Here is a 16189-nt window from a genome sequence, read left to right as displayed (position 1 = left end):
ACCCGGCCTTCCCTGCGCAATGGCTTTACGGCTTATGCCGTGATCTCCCCGGAGACGAGTTCTTGGTTGACTCCGTCACCGCCGGTTCAGCTCTCGCCTACCCGACGGCTTGACACCTGCAACGGGTGCCAGGACCACACGGTTTTGCCGTACGCCCGTCCACGCCGTCGTCTCAGCGTAAACCAGCGTCCACCGCAACCCGCCCAACGTCCGTGACGACGGCCGACGCCCTTCTGAGTAGGACGGGATAGCAAAAGATATGCACCTGATTTTCGTTCTGGTAAACAGAAATATTTTTCATTTCGGGGATTGACACGATTTCTGAAACTCAGAACTGATTTGCCCGACGGGTTGATTTGTCGCACTTGCGGAATTGGCCGTCCGTAGTCCGTAGCCCGGATGAGCAACGCGATATCCGGGTCTTATGTCGCATCGACCCCACATATCGCATGCGCTCATGCGGGCTACTTGCCGGCAGCCGTTGCTGCTGTCACACTTCCTCGAGGTCCTGCGGCAATGACCGCGCAAACCGGCATGCAGGACGAGAGAGGAAACGATGAAGTTCGTAGCGAGCCTGTCCGCCGCGCTGCTGGTGCTGCTGACGGCGCAGACGGCATCGGCGCAGTCCAGCTATCCGAACAAGCCGGTGAAGATCCTGGTCGGCTTCACGCCCGGCACTGCGCCGGACCTTGCGGCGCGCATTCTGGCCGAACGGTTTGCCGAGGTATGGGGCACGCCGTTCGTGGTCGAGAACCTGCAAGGCGCCGGCAGCAACATCGCCACCGAACGCGTCGCCAAGGCGGCCGCCGACGGCACCACGCTGCTGATGGGCGGCAACTCGGCGCTCGTGATCAATCCGAGCCTATATGAAAAACTGCCGTTCGATCCGGTCAAGGATTTTGCGCCGATCTCGCAGGTGTTCATCGCGGCGAACGTGCTCGCCGTTCCGCCCGAGCAACCTGTCAATACGGTGGCGGAGTTGGTGGCGCTCGCCAAGGCGCAGCCCGGCAAACTCTCCTATGGCCATGCCGGCGTCGGCACGTCGCAGCATCTCGGCGCCGAACTGTTCAAATACATGGCGCGTGTCGACATCGCATCGGTCCCCTATCGCGGCACCACGGCGCTGATGCCCGACCTGCTCGCCAACCGCATCGCGATGTCGTTCGCCAATATCGTGAACGTGGTGCCGCTGGCCAAGGAAGGCAAATTGCGCGCACTGGCCATCACCTCGGTCAAGCGCTCGGCGCTGGCGCCCGACCTGCCGACGATGGCGGAATCCGGGTTTCCCGGTTTCGAGGCCGTGCCGTGGTTCGGCCTGCTCGCGCCGTCAGGCACGCCACGGGACATTATCGACAAATTGTACAGCGAAACCGTCAAGGCGCTGGCGCTGCCGGAGGTACGCAAGAAGTTCGACGAACTCGGGCTCGAGCCGGTCGGCAATACGCCGGCAGAGTTCGCGGCCGTCATCACGAAGGAGACGCCCGAATGGGCAAAAGTGATCAAGGACGCCGGCATCAAGCTCGGCAACTAGACTAAACTGCACGCGCGCGGACTGCGCCTACCGCTACCCCGTCCACTCACCCACCTGAGGAAACCGCCATGGCCAATTGCATCGTTGTCGTTCAGTTCGATCTGCCGAAGCGATCAGAGGAACAGGCAATCACGGGCGGCACGTCGAGCGCGCCGACCTACCGCGGCCTCGCCACCAAAGGATTGATCCGAAAGGACTACCTGAATGGCGAAACCGGTACCGGCGGCGTCTATCTCTGGGACAGCCGCCAATCGGCGGAAGCCTGGTTCACGGAGGAACGCGTGGCGGAATTGACCAAACGCTTCGGGGTGCGGCCTCGCCTGACCTGGTACGACACCCATGTCACGGTCGATAATCTGACGGACGAGACGCGCGTCAACGGCAAGGCGATCGAGGCCGTGGCCTGACGATAGCTGTTGCGGCACTGCGCGTGATTGCATCGCGCGCACTGCGTTAGGCGTGCGGAAGATATTCTAGGTCCCGCGCGTTGCCACCGAAGAGTATCGTTTGCTGCGCTTGCCTTCATTGGGCACGAACTGGGCAAACACTTCCCTGACGCGGTCGGCCGGCGTCGCATCGCGCGTGAAGCGAGGCTCGTTGAGGGTTTCCACCGCCCGGGGTGCGTAGATGGCGCTTTGATAGAGCGACCCGTCGAAGCGTGAATCGCTCTCGCTGTCGCGCAAGCAGGCATCGGAAACAAACAGCAATATGAACAGTGCCGACCCTACGACGTAAAAATACTGAAATATGGGCATCGCTTATGCGCCTCCTTTTGCAGGAGGATGCACGCCCGCGATAAAGGCCGGGTTTAGGATGGTCTTGATTTTGCCGAAGCAGTTTTTCGCCAGTTATCAATTTGTGTAAAATTTTAGCAATACTCATCCCTCGCCGGGAAGCTGCAATTCGGGACTGCGGACATGACCGGCTAAGCCGGCGGCCTGACCGGGTCGCGAATGACCCAAAGCAGAGTTTGGCATGACTCCAATTGGCGCTCGTCGGTCAGGCGCTTGGCGCAGGTGCGGATCATCCGAACCGAATAGACAGCCCGGCATTGATCGAATTGATTTCACCAAATGCAGTAAGGGTCTGGAAACATCGATGCCGGACCTCCAAGCTTATTAAGGCATTCTAGACGACAACGGGATACCACGACCATTCCACGCCCGGGGTGCTCCGTGAAGAAACTGATCGTTATTGCTACGCTGATTGCCGCAGCCGCGGTCGGCGGCATCATCTGGATTTTTCAGCCTCAACAAGAATTACTGAGCGCCTGTATTGCGAAAGAGCGGTGCGGCTACATCAACGATGAAGGCAAGTTCATCATCGCGCCGGAGTTCGAGGCAGCCAACGATTGGACTAAAGATGCAGGTCTCGTATGGCGAGGCGGCCGGGTTGGATCAATCGATCGCGACGGGCGCTACATCACGGAACCTCGGTCCTCCAGATTGACCATGAGCGGCGGAGCAAACAGCGTGCAGGTCAACCGCCAACAATTGTTGACCGATTATGCGCTCCGGCCGCTGAATTCCGAACTCTGGGACGATTTCTACGGAATCAAACTTGATCGTCGATTGAGCCACGCACCGGAATACATCGCTGTCGGCCGCGGCGGGTTGTACGGTCTTGCCGACGGAAAAGGCAGGGTCATCCTTGAGCCGAAGTATGAAGAGATCGGCTGGCGTTCGCACGAATTTCCGCTTCTGTTCAAGGAAGGCAACCTGTTTGGCCACCTCGCAGAGGGCGGTCAGCCCATCAGCGCCCAGCGCTGGGATGCGGCGGGCATGTTCCACAATAAACTCGCCAGCGTCAGCCGTGCCGGAAAGTGCGGATACATCGATCGCGCCGGCCTTGTGGTCATACCGCCTGCTTTCGATGAATGCCGACCGTTCCGTTATTCGGAGGCCACGATCGTACGGAAGGAACAGTCCTTCTCCCTTGTCGGCCGGAACGGCGTCGTCATCAGAGACGGCCTGGCGGATGCAGGAAATCCATCCGCAGATGGCATGCCCATTGCTGTTCGCGTTCAAGACAAATGGGGCGCCCTTGATATGAAGGGCAATTTTCCCATCGCGGCGGAGTTTGATGGCGTCGAACCACTGGACGTATTCGATCCGGAGCCCATGATGCCACTCGGACCGAAAACGGTTGCATTTATCGTCGAATTTCAAGGCAAACGCGGGATTATGGACGCCGCCGGCAAATGGATTTTGCCCCCCAGGTTTGACCAGGTCGACAACAACTATGAAGGGGACGGCAAACTGGCGACGTTTCGCGATGGCGAGCTTTGGGGCTTTGTCGATCTTGAGACCCGAAAGGCAACCACGGCATCATGGAACGAAGTCAAGGCAACAAGTCGCGCCGTGCTTGTTCCCGTGCGCGTCGGCAGCAAATGGGGCTACGTCGATGCGGAAGGCAATATGCGGATATCCGCGCAGTTTGACCTGGCGGAAGATTTTCACGGAGTTTGGGCAAGCGTGCAGACCGGCGAGAAATGGGGTTTGATCGACAGCAAGGGTGCACAAGTCACACCAGTCGTATTTCGGTCTGTTCACGAGGTCACACCTGAAAGGGCGCGCGTGACATTGGCTGAGTCGCGCGGCTGGGTAACCCGCAAGGGTAGGTTGATGGGAATTTCGGAAACCGACCTGCAAAAAGCTGGTCTCAGAAAATAAGTTCGAGGACGCCGCTAGACGGTCTTTCTGTTCTGAGCGGGTGTAAGAATGTCCGCTGTTGGCACACGGCGTCGCTTCGCTGCGGTGCTCGACCTGGACGCTGCCGGCGTATAGCGGACATGACAGAGCTTACCAATGGCCCCGCGTGTCGCGTTCATGCAGGACTTGCGACGGCAGCCGGTTGGCGATGTGGTGATCAGCAGGACGGCATGCCGATCATGGACCAGCAAGCCATCCGCCTCCGCCACCGGCCGGACTCAGCCCTTGCGCATCTTGCTGAGCAGATAATTGTCGTAATAGTTTTCCGCGATCTGCGTGTAGAACAGCACTTCCTTCATGTAGGCGTCGTGGCTCTCTTTTGTCTTCTTGAAGAGCGGGCTCTTCTCGGCGATTTCGTTCAGATGGTCCTGCGTGGCGGTGTAGCAGGCCTCCATGACCGGTTGCGGGAACGCGCGCAGTTCGGCGCCGCCCGCGATCAGCCGCTTCAGGGCGGCTGGATTGACGCTGTCATATTTTTCGATCATCCAGGCGCCTGCCGCCGCACCTGCCTGGTTGAGGATCGCCTGGTATTGCTTGGGGAGCGCATTCCACTTCTCGTCGTTGACGATCATGTGGAGCATGGCGCCGCCTTCCCACCAGCCGGGGTAATAATAGTATTTTGCTACCTTGTAGAAGCCGAGCTTCTCGTCGTCATAGGGACCGACGAACTCCGCAGCATCGATCGAGCCTTTCTCGAGCGCCGAATAGACGTCGCCGCCCGCGATCTGCTGCGGCACGATGCCGAGCTTTGCCAGCACATGGCCGCCCATGCCCGCGATGCGGAACTTGAGGCCTTTGAGATCATCGGCGGTCTTGATCTCCTTGCGGAACCAGCCGCCCATTTGCGTGCCGGAGTTGCCGCACAGGATCGCATGCGCCTTGAAAGGCTTCAGCGCCTCGTTGCAGAGTTCAGCGCCGCCGCCGAACGTCCACCAGGAATGCTGATGGCGATGGTTCATGCCGAAGGGTGCGCCGGTGGCGTAGGTGAGCGCCGGCTCCTTGCCGATGTAAAAGTAGAGCGGCGTCTGCGCCATCTCGACGGTTGCGGTGCTCACGGCATCGAGCGCCTGCAGGCCGGGCACGATCTCGCCTGCAGCAAACGTCTGGATCTGGAATTTGTTGTCGGTGGCGTCAGCGACGTATTTCGCAAACGTCTGCGCCGTGCCGTAGATGGTCTCGAGCGACTTTGGAAAGCTCGAGGTCAGGCGCCACTTGATCTCGGGCGCGGCTTGCGCGATCGCGGGTGCCGCAACCAGCGTCGTTGCGCCGGCCACGGCGCCGCCTTTGAGGAACGTACGGCGTTTCATGTGATCACTCCCTGGAATTGCAAACCGGTTGGCGCGTGGCAGCGAGGCCTCCGCGGCCTTCAGTCCTCATCTTAGCGAACTTTGGGGGATGCGTGGAAGGGCTACTTCAGCGGCCGGCGCTATGCGCAGCGGCGGGCGGGCACCGACCAGCGGTGCCCGCATTGGCGTAAGGAAAACGCTCTCTAGTCCAGCTTCACATTTGCCTCTTTCACGACCTTCCGCCAGCGCACGACTTCGGCGGACACCATCTTCGCGAATGCAGGGCCCGTCACGTCAGGGACATCAGAACCGTTGCGCTCCCAGGCCTCCTTGATCGCAGCCACCTGCATGGCCTGCTGCAGCTCCTTGATCATGCGTTCGACGATCGCCGGCGGCGTGTTCTTGGGCGCGAACAGTCCGTACCAGGTCGCCACTTCAAAATCGGGCAGACCGGCTTCCTTGGCCGTGGGAAGGTCGGGGAAAGCCGCCACCCGCTTCGGTGCGGCGACCGCTAGCGCGCGGAGCTGCCCGGCCCTGATCGGCGCAGCCGACGAGCCCATGCCGTCGAACACGACAGGCACATGGCCGGCGATCAGATCCTGCATCGCAGGTCCCGCCCCGCGATAGGGGACGTGCTGGAGGTTGGTCTTGGTCAGGATCTTGAACAACTCGCCCGCGAGATGATGCGTGGTGCCGGCGCCGGCGGAGCCATAGTTCAACTGACCCGGGTTCGCTTTGTTGAACGCGATGAATTCGGCAAGCGTCTTGGCGGCGACCTTCTCGGGATTGACCACGATCACCTGCGGCGGACGCGCGATCAGCGCAACCGCGACAAAATCCTTCTCGATGTCGTAGTCGAGATTGGGATAGAGCGAGGGTGCAATGGCGTGATGCGCCGCGCCCATGAAGAAGGTGTAGCCATCGGGAGCGGCCTTGGACGCTGCCGAGGCGCCCACCGTGCCGCCGGCGCCGGCGCGGTTTTCGATCAGCACGCGTTTGCCGAGCTGGGTGTCGAGCTGGGCTGCGAGCGGGCGCGCGAAGGCGTCGGTGCCGCCACCGGCCGCGAACGGCACCACGAACGTGATCGGCTTATCCGGCCATGTCTGAGCCTGGGCCGCATTTGCGGCGATGGAAAGGCCCGCCAGAACGGTCAATATGGCGTAGCGCAGGGTTTGTTGTCTCACGGCGTTTCTCTCCCGGATATTGCGACATTGGTCCGCGCGTTGGCGACGTCGCGATTCACTTGAATTACAGGCGGCGAATTATAGGCGCCGGGCATGGCCCCGCCAATGGGCCATTCGGACAAGGAACAGCCGCGGCTGCGGCGGGGCTTCCAGTAACGTCTGCCTTCAGTAATACTTATAAAAATGATGCACCGGGCCATGCCCGTGGCCGACGCTGAAGCGGTCCGCGGCTGCGATCGCGGCGCTGATCCAGGCCTTGGCGTTGCGGACGGCGGTCTCCATGTTCTCGCCCTTCGCCAGTCCGGCCGCAATCGCCGACGACAGCGAGCAGCCGGTGCCGTGGGTGTTTTTGGTGGCGACGCGCGGTGCGGCCAGCGTGATGGTCTTGCCCGCGTCGATAAAATAGTCGGTGCTCTCGGCGCCCTGCCCGTGGCCGCCCTTGATCAGCACCGCGCGGCAACCCATCGCCAGCAACCGCTTGCCTTGATTCTCGACCGCGGCTTCGTCTGTCGCAATCGGTTCATCGAGCAAGGCCGCCGCTTCCGGCAGATTGGGCGTGATGACCGAGGCGAGCGGAATGAGCTTGGTGCGCAGCGCATCGACGGCTTCCGCGGCCAGCAGGCGATCGCCTGATGTCGCCACCATCACGGGATCCAGCACGACATGCTTCGGTGACCAGCGCGTCAGCCCCGCGACGATGGCATCGATGCTGGCGGGCTGCGCCACCATGCCGATCTTGACCGCGCCGACGGCGAGATCGGAGAATACCGCATCGATCTGGGCGGTGATGAACTCCGCCGGCACCTGATGGATGCCGCTGACGCCGGTCGTGTTCTGCGCCGTCAGCGCCGTGATCACCGAGGCGCCATAGACGCCGAGCGCGGCAAACGTCTTCAGGTCGGCCTGGATTCCGGCGCCGCCGGACGAATCGGAGCCGGCGATGGTCAGCGCGATTGGTGTCATCGCCCGCCTCGTGCAAAAGGTGTGTTCGGGATCATAAACTGTCCTAGCGCGCCGTTCCATTCCCAGCAAGTTGGCTTGCCACGGGCTCCCGTTTTTGGCCTTCTGACTCTGACGCGTTTTCCTGATGCGAACCGGTATCCACTTCGCTTGAAAACGCTATATTGAGCACAAATCTTCCCTTCGGAGACGACAACCATGGTTCCCTTCTTCGTCCAGTTCAAATGCAAGCTCGGCCAGTCCTATGCGGTGGCCAATGCGCTCGCGGAAGCCGAGATCGCCTCGGAAATCTATTCCACCGCCGGCGATTACGACCTGCTGGTCAAGTTCTACGTCGACAACGCCACCGACATCGGCCATTTCGTCAACGAGAAGGTGCAGGTCATTCCCGGTATCCAGGACACCCACACCATCATCACCTTCAAGGCGTTCGGCGGGAGCTAGGCCCCGCCCGCTTCCGCGGCCACCGGCAACGACAAGAACAAGCAAACGGGGAAACATGATGCATCGGCTGTTGATGCTGTCGCTTTGCGCAGCGCTGGTCTCGACCGCGGCGTTCGCGCAGGCGCCCGCCGGCAAGGTCACGGTCGTCACCTCCTTTGCCAAGGACGTCACCGACCCCGTCAAGAAGGCATTTGAGACGGCGACGCCGGGTGTGACGCTGGAAGTGCAGAACCGCAACACCAATGCCGGTGTGAAATATCTCGAGGAAACCAAATCCAGCAACCAGGTCGATCTGTTCTGGGCTTCGGCGCCTGATGCGTTCGAGGTGCTCAAGGGCAAGGGGCTGCTGCAGAAATACGCGCCCAAGGCGTCAGGCATTCCCGAGAAGATCGGGCAATTTCCGATCAACGACCCCGCCGGTTTCTATTTCGGCTTTGCCGCGTCCGGCTACGGCATCATGTGGAACGAGCGCTACGTGAAGGCCAACAAGCTGCCTGATCCCAGGGAATGGCAGGATCTCGCCAAGCCGGTTTATTACGACCACGTCTCGATCGCCGCTCCCTCGCGCTCCGGCACCACGCACCTGACCGTCGAAGCCGTGCTGCAGGGCGAAGGCTGGGCCAAGGGCTGGGGCACCATCAAGGCGATGGCCGGCAATTTCCGCAACATCACCGAGCGCTCGTTCGGGGTGCCGGAAGCGGTCAATTCCGGGCAGGTCGGCTACGGCATCGTGATCGACTTCTTCGCGTTCTCGGCGCAGGCCTCGGGCTTCCCCGTCAAATTCATCTATCCGACGGTGACGACGATCGTGCCGGCCAATGTCGGCATCGTCGCCAATGCGCCGAACAAGGCGGCGGCCGAGGCCTTCGTGGAATTCCTGCTCTCGCCGGCCGGCCAGCAAGTGCTGTTCGAGCCGGGCATCCGCCGCCTCCCCGTCAATCCCGACGTCTATGCCAAGGCGCCCGCGGACTACCCGAATCCCTTCAAGGATCCGCGGCTGAACGCGATGATCAAGTTCGACGTCGCCAAGTCCGAAGCGCGCAACGATGTGGTCGACGTGCTGTTCGATCAGCTGATTTCGTTCCAGCTCGATTCGCTCAAGGCCGCGACCAAGGCGATCCACGAGGCCGAAGCCGCGCTTGCCAAGAAGGACAATGCGCAAGCTCGCGCACTCGTCGCGCAAGCGCGCGAGCTGATCGCCGCGATGCCGGTCGATGAAGCCGCCGCCTCCGCCAAGGAGACGGCAAGCGCATTCGCCGGCGGAAAACAGAAGGGCGCACGGCAGGCCGAACTGGAACAGCAATGGGCGGTTTTCGCCAAGGAACGCTACGCGCAGGCGCAAGCCAAGGCCGAGGAAGCGACGAAGCTGGCGAAGTGATGCGAGGGCGCCCATCATCCCTCAATGTCGTCCCGGCGAACGCCGGGACCCATAGCCACCGGCGTTTATTGTTGACGAAGGTCGCTGACGCCTACGTTTCACCGCGAGGACACGGCGTATGGGTCCCGGCCTTCGCCGGGACGACGTTGTCGGTGCACCGCCCATGAGCCTCGCCCTCCCCGCCCCTCGCGCCCGCGCAAGACTTTCGGCGACGCCTGGGCAGATCGCACTGGCGCTGGGCATTGCGGTTTTCCTCGCGCTGTTTTTGGTGTGGCCGTCCGCGACGGTGATCTATGTGGCGTTCACCGAAAAGGGCGGCGGCGCGTTTACCCTGGTCAATTTCGTCGATTTCTTCCGCACCGATTTGTTCCTGCGTTCGTTCTGGAATTCGTTCTACGTCTCCGCGATGGCGGTGGTCGGGGCGTCGATCCTGACGCTGCCGCTCGCCTACATCACCTCGCGCTTTGCCTTTCGCGGCACGGTGCTGATCCAGACGCTGGGATTTCTGCCGCTGATCATGCCGCCATTCGTCGGCGCCGTGGCGATGCAGTTGTTTTTCGGCCGCAACGGCAGCGTCAACCTGCTGCTCGACGATTGGTTTGGCTTCAAGATCCCGTTCATGGAGGGACTGAACGGCGTCATCTTCGTGCAGTCGATCCACTATTTTCCGTTCATCCTGATCAACCTCTCGGCGGCGCTGCGCAACATCGACGCCTCGATGGAGGAAGCCGCGCAAAATCTCGGCTCGTCCGGATTTCGTCTGTTCCGCCGCATCGTGTTTCCGCTCGCGATGCCCGGCTATATCGCGGGCGCCTCGCTGGTGTTCGTCAAGGTGTTCGACGATCTCGCCACGCCGTTGCTGCTGAACGTCAAGGACATGCTGGCGCCGCAGGCCTATCTGCGCGTCACCTCGATCGGGATCGCCGATCCCATGGGCTATGTGATCGCGGTGGTGCTGATCGTGGCCTCCGTCGCGGCGATGGCACTCTCGGCGCTGGCGACGCGCGGCATCGACTATTCGGCCGTGCAGCGCGGCGGTGGCGGGCTCTCCCGGCGCGTGCTGCGGCCTTATGAAAGCGTGCTCGCCTATCTGACGGTGACGCTGATCCTGCTGCTGGTGCTGGCGCCGCATGCCGGCCTGCTGCTGCTGTCGTTCTCGACCATCTGGTCGTTCTCGCCGCTGCCGGACGGCTATACAATGGCGCATTACGCGAGGATTTTCGGCGAGAGCTCGCTCTACATCAAGAACACGCTGATCTATGCCTCGTTGGCCGGGCTGATCGACGTCGTGCTCGGCACGGCAATCGCCTATCTGGTGTTGCGCACCAGACTGGTCGGGCGCGACGTGCTGGACTGGGCGGCCTCGGCCGCGCTCGCCGTCCCCGGCATCGTGCTCGGCATCGGTTATCTGCGCGCGTTTTACGGCGTGAAACTGTGGGATGGCACGCCGCTGGCCTCGCTGTGGATCGTGATCGTGCTGGCGCTGGCGATCCGCCGCCTGCCCTACGCGCTGCGGGCCTGCTACGCGGCGCTGCAGCAGATATCGGTATCGCTGGAAGAAGCCGCCGAAAATCTCGGCGCCACCAAGCTGCGCACCGTGCGCCGGATCGTAACACCGCTGATGATGGGCGGCATGCTGGCCGGCTTCGTCACCAGTTTTGCCACCGCCGCCGTCGAGCTCTCGGCGACGCTGATGCTGGTGCAGTCCAACTCCGATGCGCCGCTGGCTTACGGCCTTTACGTGCTGATGCAATCGGCGGCGGGCCGCGGCCCTGGCGCGGCGCTCGGCGTCATCGCCGTGCTGCTGGTCGCGGTCTGCACGGTCCTGTCGCATTTCGTGATCGAGCGTGGCCGCGCCATGCCGCAAGCAGGACATTGATGTTCATGCCGGGATTATCAGCACCATGACGGCCGCAACAGCCAATCGAGCGATCGCCGTACCGGCCGTCGGTGTCCGGATCGAACAGGTCAATTTGTCCTATGGCGACAATCACGTCTTGAAGTCGATCGATCTCGATATCCGCCCCGGCGAGTTCTTTGCGTTTCTCGGCCCCTCCGGCTGCGGCAAGACCACGCTGCTGCGGCTGATCGCCGGCTTCAACCATGCCGACAGTGGCCGCGTGCTGGTCGCAGAGAAGGATATTTCCGCTCTGCCGCCATGGAAGCGCGACATCGGCATGGTGTTCCAGTCCTATGCGCTGTGGCCGCATATGACGGTGGCGCGCAATGTCGCGTTCGGCCTCGAGGAAAAGCGCGTGCCGCGCGCCGAGATCGGCCCGCGGGTCGCGGCCGCACTTGAACTCGTCGGGCTCACGGGCCTCGATCAACGCCGCCCGGCGCAGCTCTCCGGCGGGCAGCAGCAACGCGTGGCGCTGGCGCGCACCATCGCGGTCGAACCGAAGCTCCTGCTGCTCGATGAACCCCTGTCCAATCTCGATGCCAAGCTGCGCGTCCAGGTCCGCCGCGAGCTGCGCGAACTGCAGCAACGGCTGGGACTCACCACCATCTTCGTCACCCACGACCAGGAAGAGGCCAACACGGTCTGCGACCGGATCGCGGTAATGAACCAGGGCGTCATTCAGCAGGTTGGCACGCCGAAAGACCTTTACGAGCAGCCGGCCAACCTGTTCGTGGCGAACTTTCTCGGCACGGCGAACATTGTCGAAGGCCGCGTGATCGGCGACGGCGCGTCGCGCGCCTATGAGGTGGCCGGCGGCCTGAAGATACCGATTGCTGTGGACCGGAAGCTGGCGCCGGGGGCGCGCATGGTGTTCCGGCCGCAGGATTGCACGATCGTCGGTGCGGGCCAGAGCGCGGGGCGAGACAGGACAGAAGCCGCGGGCACGGTGACCTATCGCGAATTCCTCGGCGCCAGCGTGCGCTATGGCGTGCGCGCAGGCACAGCCAACATCGCCGTCGATTGTCCCTTCCACGCCGGCGACATGCTGCACGAGGTCGGCACCACCGTGACCGTCGCCATCGCCACATCATCGGTGCGCTTCCTATCCGACTAGGAATTTGCCACGATATGTTCAGCGCAAGTGCGCCAACAGGAAAACGGGAGTTGGTATCCTGACGACATCGACAGTGACTTTCGACCGGCTGAAGGGCTTCATCCGGGAAGCCATGACAAAGCTGGGCCTGCCTGACGCCGACGCCGCTGATGTCGCCGCGCTGATGGCGGAAGCCGATCTGCAGGGATCGGACGGCCACGGCGTCAGCCGGTTGCCGCAATATGCCCGCCGCATCAAGGCCGGCGGCTTCAATGTGCGACCCGACATCACGGTGGTGCGCGAGCACGCCTCCACCGCCCTGCTGAATGGCGACAACGGCATGGGCCACCTCGTGATGAAACGCGCGGCCGAGATCGCGATCGAAAAGGCGCGCACCACGGGGATCGCATGGGTCAACTCGCAATACAGCAACCATGCGGGTCCTGCCTCGCTCTACGCGTCGATGCCGCTGAAGCATGACATGATCGGGCTCTATTTCGCGGTCGGTAACGCCAACCATCTGCCGCCCTGGGGCGGCCTCGACATGCTGCTGTCGACCAACCCGATCGCAGCCGCAATTCCGGCCGGTGATGAGAAGCCGATCATTCTCGATATGGCGACGACGGTTGCGGCCTATGGAAAAGTGAAATCCAAGGCACTGCGCGGCGAGACCATGCCGGAGGGATGGATGATCGATCGTGAGGGCAAGCCGCTGACCGATCCGAAGCGCGCCGACGAAGGCATGCTGCTGCCGCTCGGCGGCATGGAGGCCGGCTACAAGGGTTATGGGCTCGCCATGATCATCGGCCTGCTCGCGGGCACGCTGGGCGGTGCGGCGATGGGCCGGGACGTCATCGACTTCAACCATGATGATGACAGCGTCACCAATACCGGTCAGGCGGTCGCCGCGATCAACATCTCGGCCTTCGGCGATGTTGACGTGTTCAAGGCGAGCGTCGATGCGCTGGTGCGCGATTTCAGAAACTCCGAGCGGATGCCCGGCGTGAACAGGATCTTCGTTCCCGGCGAGCGCAGCCACGCCACGCGAGAGGCGCGGATGCGTGATGGCATTCCGATTCCGCCGGCGCTGATGCGCGGGCTCGATCAGGTCGCGGATGAGCTTGGCATGGCGAAGCTGACCTGAATCAGGACCAGCCGCCACCCTCCGCCGTTTCGGACAACGCAACGCGTCAAGCTGACGCGGATCGATACCCCCTGCTTCTGCCTTGCGGGAGGAGCGGAAATCCGCGAGCATTCGCGTCAATACGCAGCGCCTGTTTCCAACTGACGTCCCGTTGCGGGCAAGGAAGCACCGGCGAAAAGCGTCTCAAGGCTGCAACGACAGCCGCAACGGGAGGGATGAATGATCAATCCGAAGATGATGCTTGCCGCCATCGCGCTGACCGGAACCGTGGTCGCGGCATCGACGGCGGTCGCACAGGTGAAACTGCCGCCCAACGTGACGATGACCGCCTATGACACCGGGACCTCCGGCTTCAACATCACGGTTGCCGTCGGCAAGATGTTCAAGGACAAGTATGGCAGCGATGCGCGCGTGCTGCCCGCCGGCAACGACGTCGCCCGCCTGCAACCGCTGCGCCTCAACCGCGCCAGCATCTCGGCGATGGGCGTCGGGGTCTTTTTCGCGCAGGAAGGCGTGTTCGAATTCGCGACCCGGGAATGGGGACCGCAGCCCATCCAGATCACGCTGAGCTCGATCGACTGCAACGGCCTTTCACTGGCGGTCGCCGCCGACATCGGCGTCAAGACCTATGCCGACCTGAAAGGCAAGCGCATCGGCTTCGTGGTCGGTTCTCCCGCGCTCAACCAGAATGCGCTTGCCGTGCTGGCGTTCGCCAATTTGACGGCCAAGGACGTCAAGATCGTCGAGTTCGCGGGCAACAATGCGATGTGGAAAGGCATCATCAACAACGATACCGATGCGGTATTCGGTTCGACGATCTCCGGGCCCGCCAAGGAACTGCAGACATCGCCGCGCGGCATCACCTGGCCCGCGATGCCATTCTCCGACAAGGCGGGATGGGAGCGCATGCGCAAGGTCGGCCCGTATTTCACCGAGCACAAGGCAACCTGCGGCGCAGGCGAATTTTCCAAGGACAAGCCGGTCGAGGTCGGCACCTATCCGTATCCGATCTACAGCGTCTATGGCAGCCAGTCCGAAGACGAAGTCTACATGCTGACCAAGGCGATGATCGACGGCTATGACGGCTACAAGGACAACGCGCCCGGCGCCAGCGGGCTTGCGGTGAAGGCGCAGGCAAAGAACTGGGCGGTGCCGACGCACAAGGGCGCGGTCAAGGCCCTCAAAGAGGTGGGCGCCTGGAGCGACGACCAGGAGAAGCACAACAACGCACTGCTCAAGCGGCAGGAAGTCCTGATCGCGGCGTGGACCGACTACATGAAGGGCAGCCCGGCTTCCGATCCGGCAAAACTCACCGAGGAGTGGATGAGCGCACGCAAGGCCGCACTCGCCAAGGCCGGCATGGTCAATACGTTTGAGTGATACAACTTCATCGGTATGGCAGCCGGCTCAATCACCTCTCCCGCTTGCGGGGGTCGAGACGAGCGAAGCTCGCTCTTAGGTCGGCGCCAGCGCCGGGTGGGGGCTCTCTCCTCACCAAGAGTCTGACTCGTGGCACCACCCCCACCCCAACCCTCCCCCGCAAGCGGGAGAGGGAGCGCAGCTCGTTCGCGGATGCAATTGCCACTTCGCTTCGAGAAAGGCCCTACGACTTCTCCGCCTTCTTCGGCCGCGGCGGTCCCTCCACCGGGGGCAGCGATTTCAGATATTCCGCCATCGCGGTGCGGTCCTCCGGCGACAATTGCGAGGTATTGCGGATCACCCGCGCCATCGAGCCGCCGGCGGTGTCGCCCTCCGGCGTCATCCCGCTTTCGAGGAAATAGGCAAAATCCTTCGCGCTCCAGTCCGACATCCGCTTCTGCGTGATGTTGGGCACCCAGCCCTCGCCTTCCGGATTGGGCCCGCCGGCAAAGCGCTGCGCGTCGATGATGCCGCCGAGGAAATTGCGCGGGCTGTGGCACTCCGCGCAATGACCGAGGCTGTTGACGAGATAGGCGCCGCGATTCCATTGCGCCGACTTGCTGGCGTCCGGCGTGAACGGCTTGTCGTCCGTGAACAGGAATTTCCACACGCCGACATTGCGGCGAATGTTGAACGGAAACGGCACGTCATGGTCGCGCGTCTTGCCGGCCACCGGCGCCAGTGTCTTCAAATAGGCAAACAGGTCTCGGACGTCTTCGACCTTCGCATGTTCGTAAGACGCGTAGGGAAACGCCGGAAAATAATGGAAGCCCGACGGCGACGTGCCCTTGAGCACGGCGGTGACGAAATCGGCCTCGCTCCATCGCCCGATGCCGTCGTTGGGATCGGGCGAGATATTGGGAACGTTGAAGGTACCGAACGGCGACGGAATCGGCAATCCACCGCCGAGCTTGAGCCGGTCGGGCTGGTTCGGCACGGCGTGGCAGGACGAACATCCGCCGGCATTGAACGCTGTGAGGCCGTTGGCGAGGTTAGGCTTGTAGGCTGGCAATGAACTCGCAGCGACCATCGCCGGTATGGTCAGCCACCAGAAAATGCCAAGCCCGGCGACGGCGGCCAAAACGGCCAGAAGGAACAGTCGTTTCAGCATTCACCAATCCGTCATCGCGCGTTTTGAT

14 protein-coding genes are annotated in these 16189 nt (G+C 62.4%); 9 read left to right on the top strand and 5 right to left on the bottom strand.

Annotated elements, in window-relative coordinates; all coding sequences use genetic code 11:
* Positions 1–556 precede the first annotated feature (556 nt).
* Positions 557–1531, top strand: coding sequence for a tripartite tricarboxylate transporter substrate binding protein (locus JQ611_RS30380; protein ID WP_212467511.1), 975 nt, complete (start codon positions 557–559; stop codon positions 1529–1531).
* 68 nt (positions 1532–1599) lie between these two features.
* Positions 1600–1938 carry a monooxygenase gene (locus tag JQ611_RS30375; protein ID WP_212268985.1) on the top strand — a complete coding sequence of 113 codons (339 nt, stop codon included), beginning with the start codon at positions 1600–1602 and terminating at the stop codon, positions 1936–1938.
* Between the two features lie 66 nt (positions 1939–2004).
* On the opposite strand, the gene JQ611_RS30370 is transcribed toward JQ611_RS30375, so the two are convergent.
* Complete coding sequence (locus tag JQ611_RS30370) at positions 2005–2286, bottom strand: hypothetical protein (RefSeq protein WP_212391871.1); 282 nt, start codon at positions 2284–2286, stop codon at positions 2005–2007.
* A gap of 420 nt (positions 2287–2706) precedes the next feature.
* Between JQ611_RS30370 and JQ611_RS30365 the strand changes: the two genes are divergently transcribed.
* Positions 2707–4203, top strand: coding sequence for a WG repeat-containing protein (locus JQ611_RS30365; protein WP_212268983.1), 1497 nt, complete (start codon positions 2707–2709; stop codon positions 4201–4203).
* Between the two features lie 257 nt (positions 4204–4460).
* Here JQ611_RS30365 and JQ611_RS30360 read toward each other — a convergent pair whose 3' ends face one another.
* The 3 genes from JQ611_RS30360 to thiD form a co-directional block, all read right to left on the bottom strand.
* Positions 4461–5549 carry a TRAP transporter substrate-binding protein gene (locus tag JQ611_RS30360; protein WP_212268982.1) on the bottom strand — a complete coding sequence of 363 codons (1089 nt, stop codon included), beginning with the start codon at positions 5547–5549 and terminating at the stop codon, positions 4461–4463.
* Positions 5550–5731: 182 nt separating this feature from the next.
* Positions 5732–6712: a tripartite tricarboxylate transporter substrate binding protein gene (locus tag JQ611_RS30355; protein ID WP_212268981.1), complete on the bottom strand. Its 981-nt coding sequence runs from the start codon at positions 6710–6712 to the stop codon at positions 5732–5734.
* Between the two features lie 165 nt (positions 6713–6877).
* Complete coding sequence (gene thiD, locus JQ611_RS30350) at positions 6878–7675, bottom strand: bifunctional hydroxymethylpyrimidine kinase/phosphomethylpyrimidine kinase (RefSeq protein ID WP_212467510.1); 798 nt, start codon at positions 7673–7675, stop codon at positions 6878–6880.
* Between the two features lie 195 nt (positions 7676–7870).
* Here thiD and JQ611_RS30345 point away from each other — a divergent pair, with 195 nt between their 5' ends.
* The 6 genes from JQ611_RS30345 (at position 7871) to JQ611_RS30320 (ending at position 15011) form a co-directional block, all read left to right on the top strand.
* Positions 7871–8116, top strand: a complete 246-nt coding sequence (locus JQ611_RS30345; protein ID WP_192737765.1) for an Lrp/AsnC ligand binding domain-containing protein — start codon at positions 7871–7873, stop codon at positions 8114–8116.
* A 55-nt stretch (positions 8117–8171) separates the two neighbouring features.
* Positions 8172–9494, top strand: a complete 1323-nt coding sequence (locus JQ611_RS30340; RefSeq protein WP_212467509.1) for an ABC transporter substrate-binding protein — start codon at positions 8172–8174, stop codon at positions 9492–9494.
* Between the two features lie 163 nt (positions 9495–9657).
* On the top strand, positions 9658–11373 hold the full coding sequence (locus JQ611_RS30335) for an iron ABC transporter permease (RefSeq protein WP_212467508.1): 1716 nt from the start codon (positions 9658–9660) through the stop codon (positions 11371–11373).
* A 25-nt stretch (positions 11374–11398) separates the two neighbouring features.
* A complete protein-coding gene (locus JQ611_RS30330) occupies positions 11399–12508 on the top strand; it encodes an ABC transporter ATP-binding protein (protein ID WP_212467507.1) in 1110 nt (369 codons plus the stop codon).
* 73 nt (positions 12509–12581) lie between these two features.
* Positions 12582–13631, top strand: a complete 1050-nt coding sequence (locus JQ611_RS30325; protein WP_312012286.1) for an Ldh family oxidoreductase — start codon at positions 12582–12584, stop codon at positions 13629–13631.
* A 219-nt stretch (positions 13632–13850) separates the two neighbouring features.
* A complete protein-coding gene (locus JQ611_RS30320; protein ID WP_212268976.1) occupies positions 13851–15011 on the top strand; it encodes a TAXI family TRAP transporter solute-binding subunit in 1161 nt (386 codons plus the stop codon).
* A 223-nt stretch (positions 15012–15234) separates the two neighbouring features.
* Here the strand turns inward: JQ611_RS30320 and JQ611_RS30315 are convergent, their stop codons facing one another.
* Positions 15235–16161, bottom strand: a complete 927-nt coding sequence (locus tag JQ611_RS30315; protein ID WP_212268975.1) for a cytochrome c — start codon at positions 16159–16161, stop codon at positions 15235–15237.
* Between the last annotated feature and the right edge of the window lie 28 nt (positions 16162–16189).

The organism is Bradyrhizobium sp. AUGA SZCCT0182 (assembly GCF_018130185.1).
Taxonomy (GTDB): Bacteria; Pseudomonadota; Alphaproteobacteria; order Rhizobiales; family Xanthobacteraceae; genus Bradyrhizobium.
Note: the sequence above shows the minus strand (reverse complement) of the source record. Positions and strands in the feature narration are given on the sequence as shown.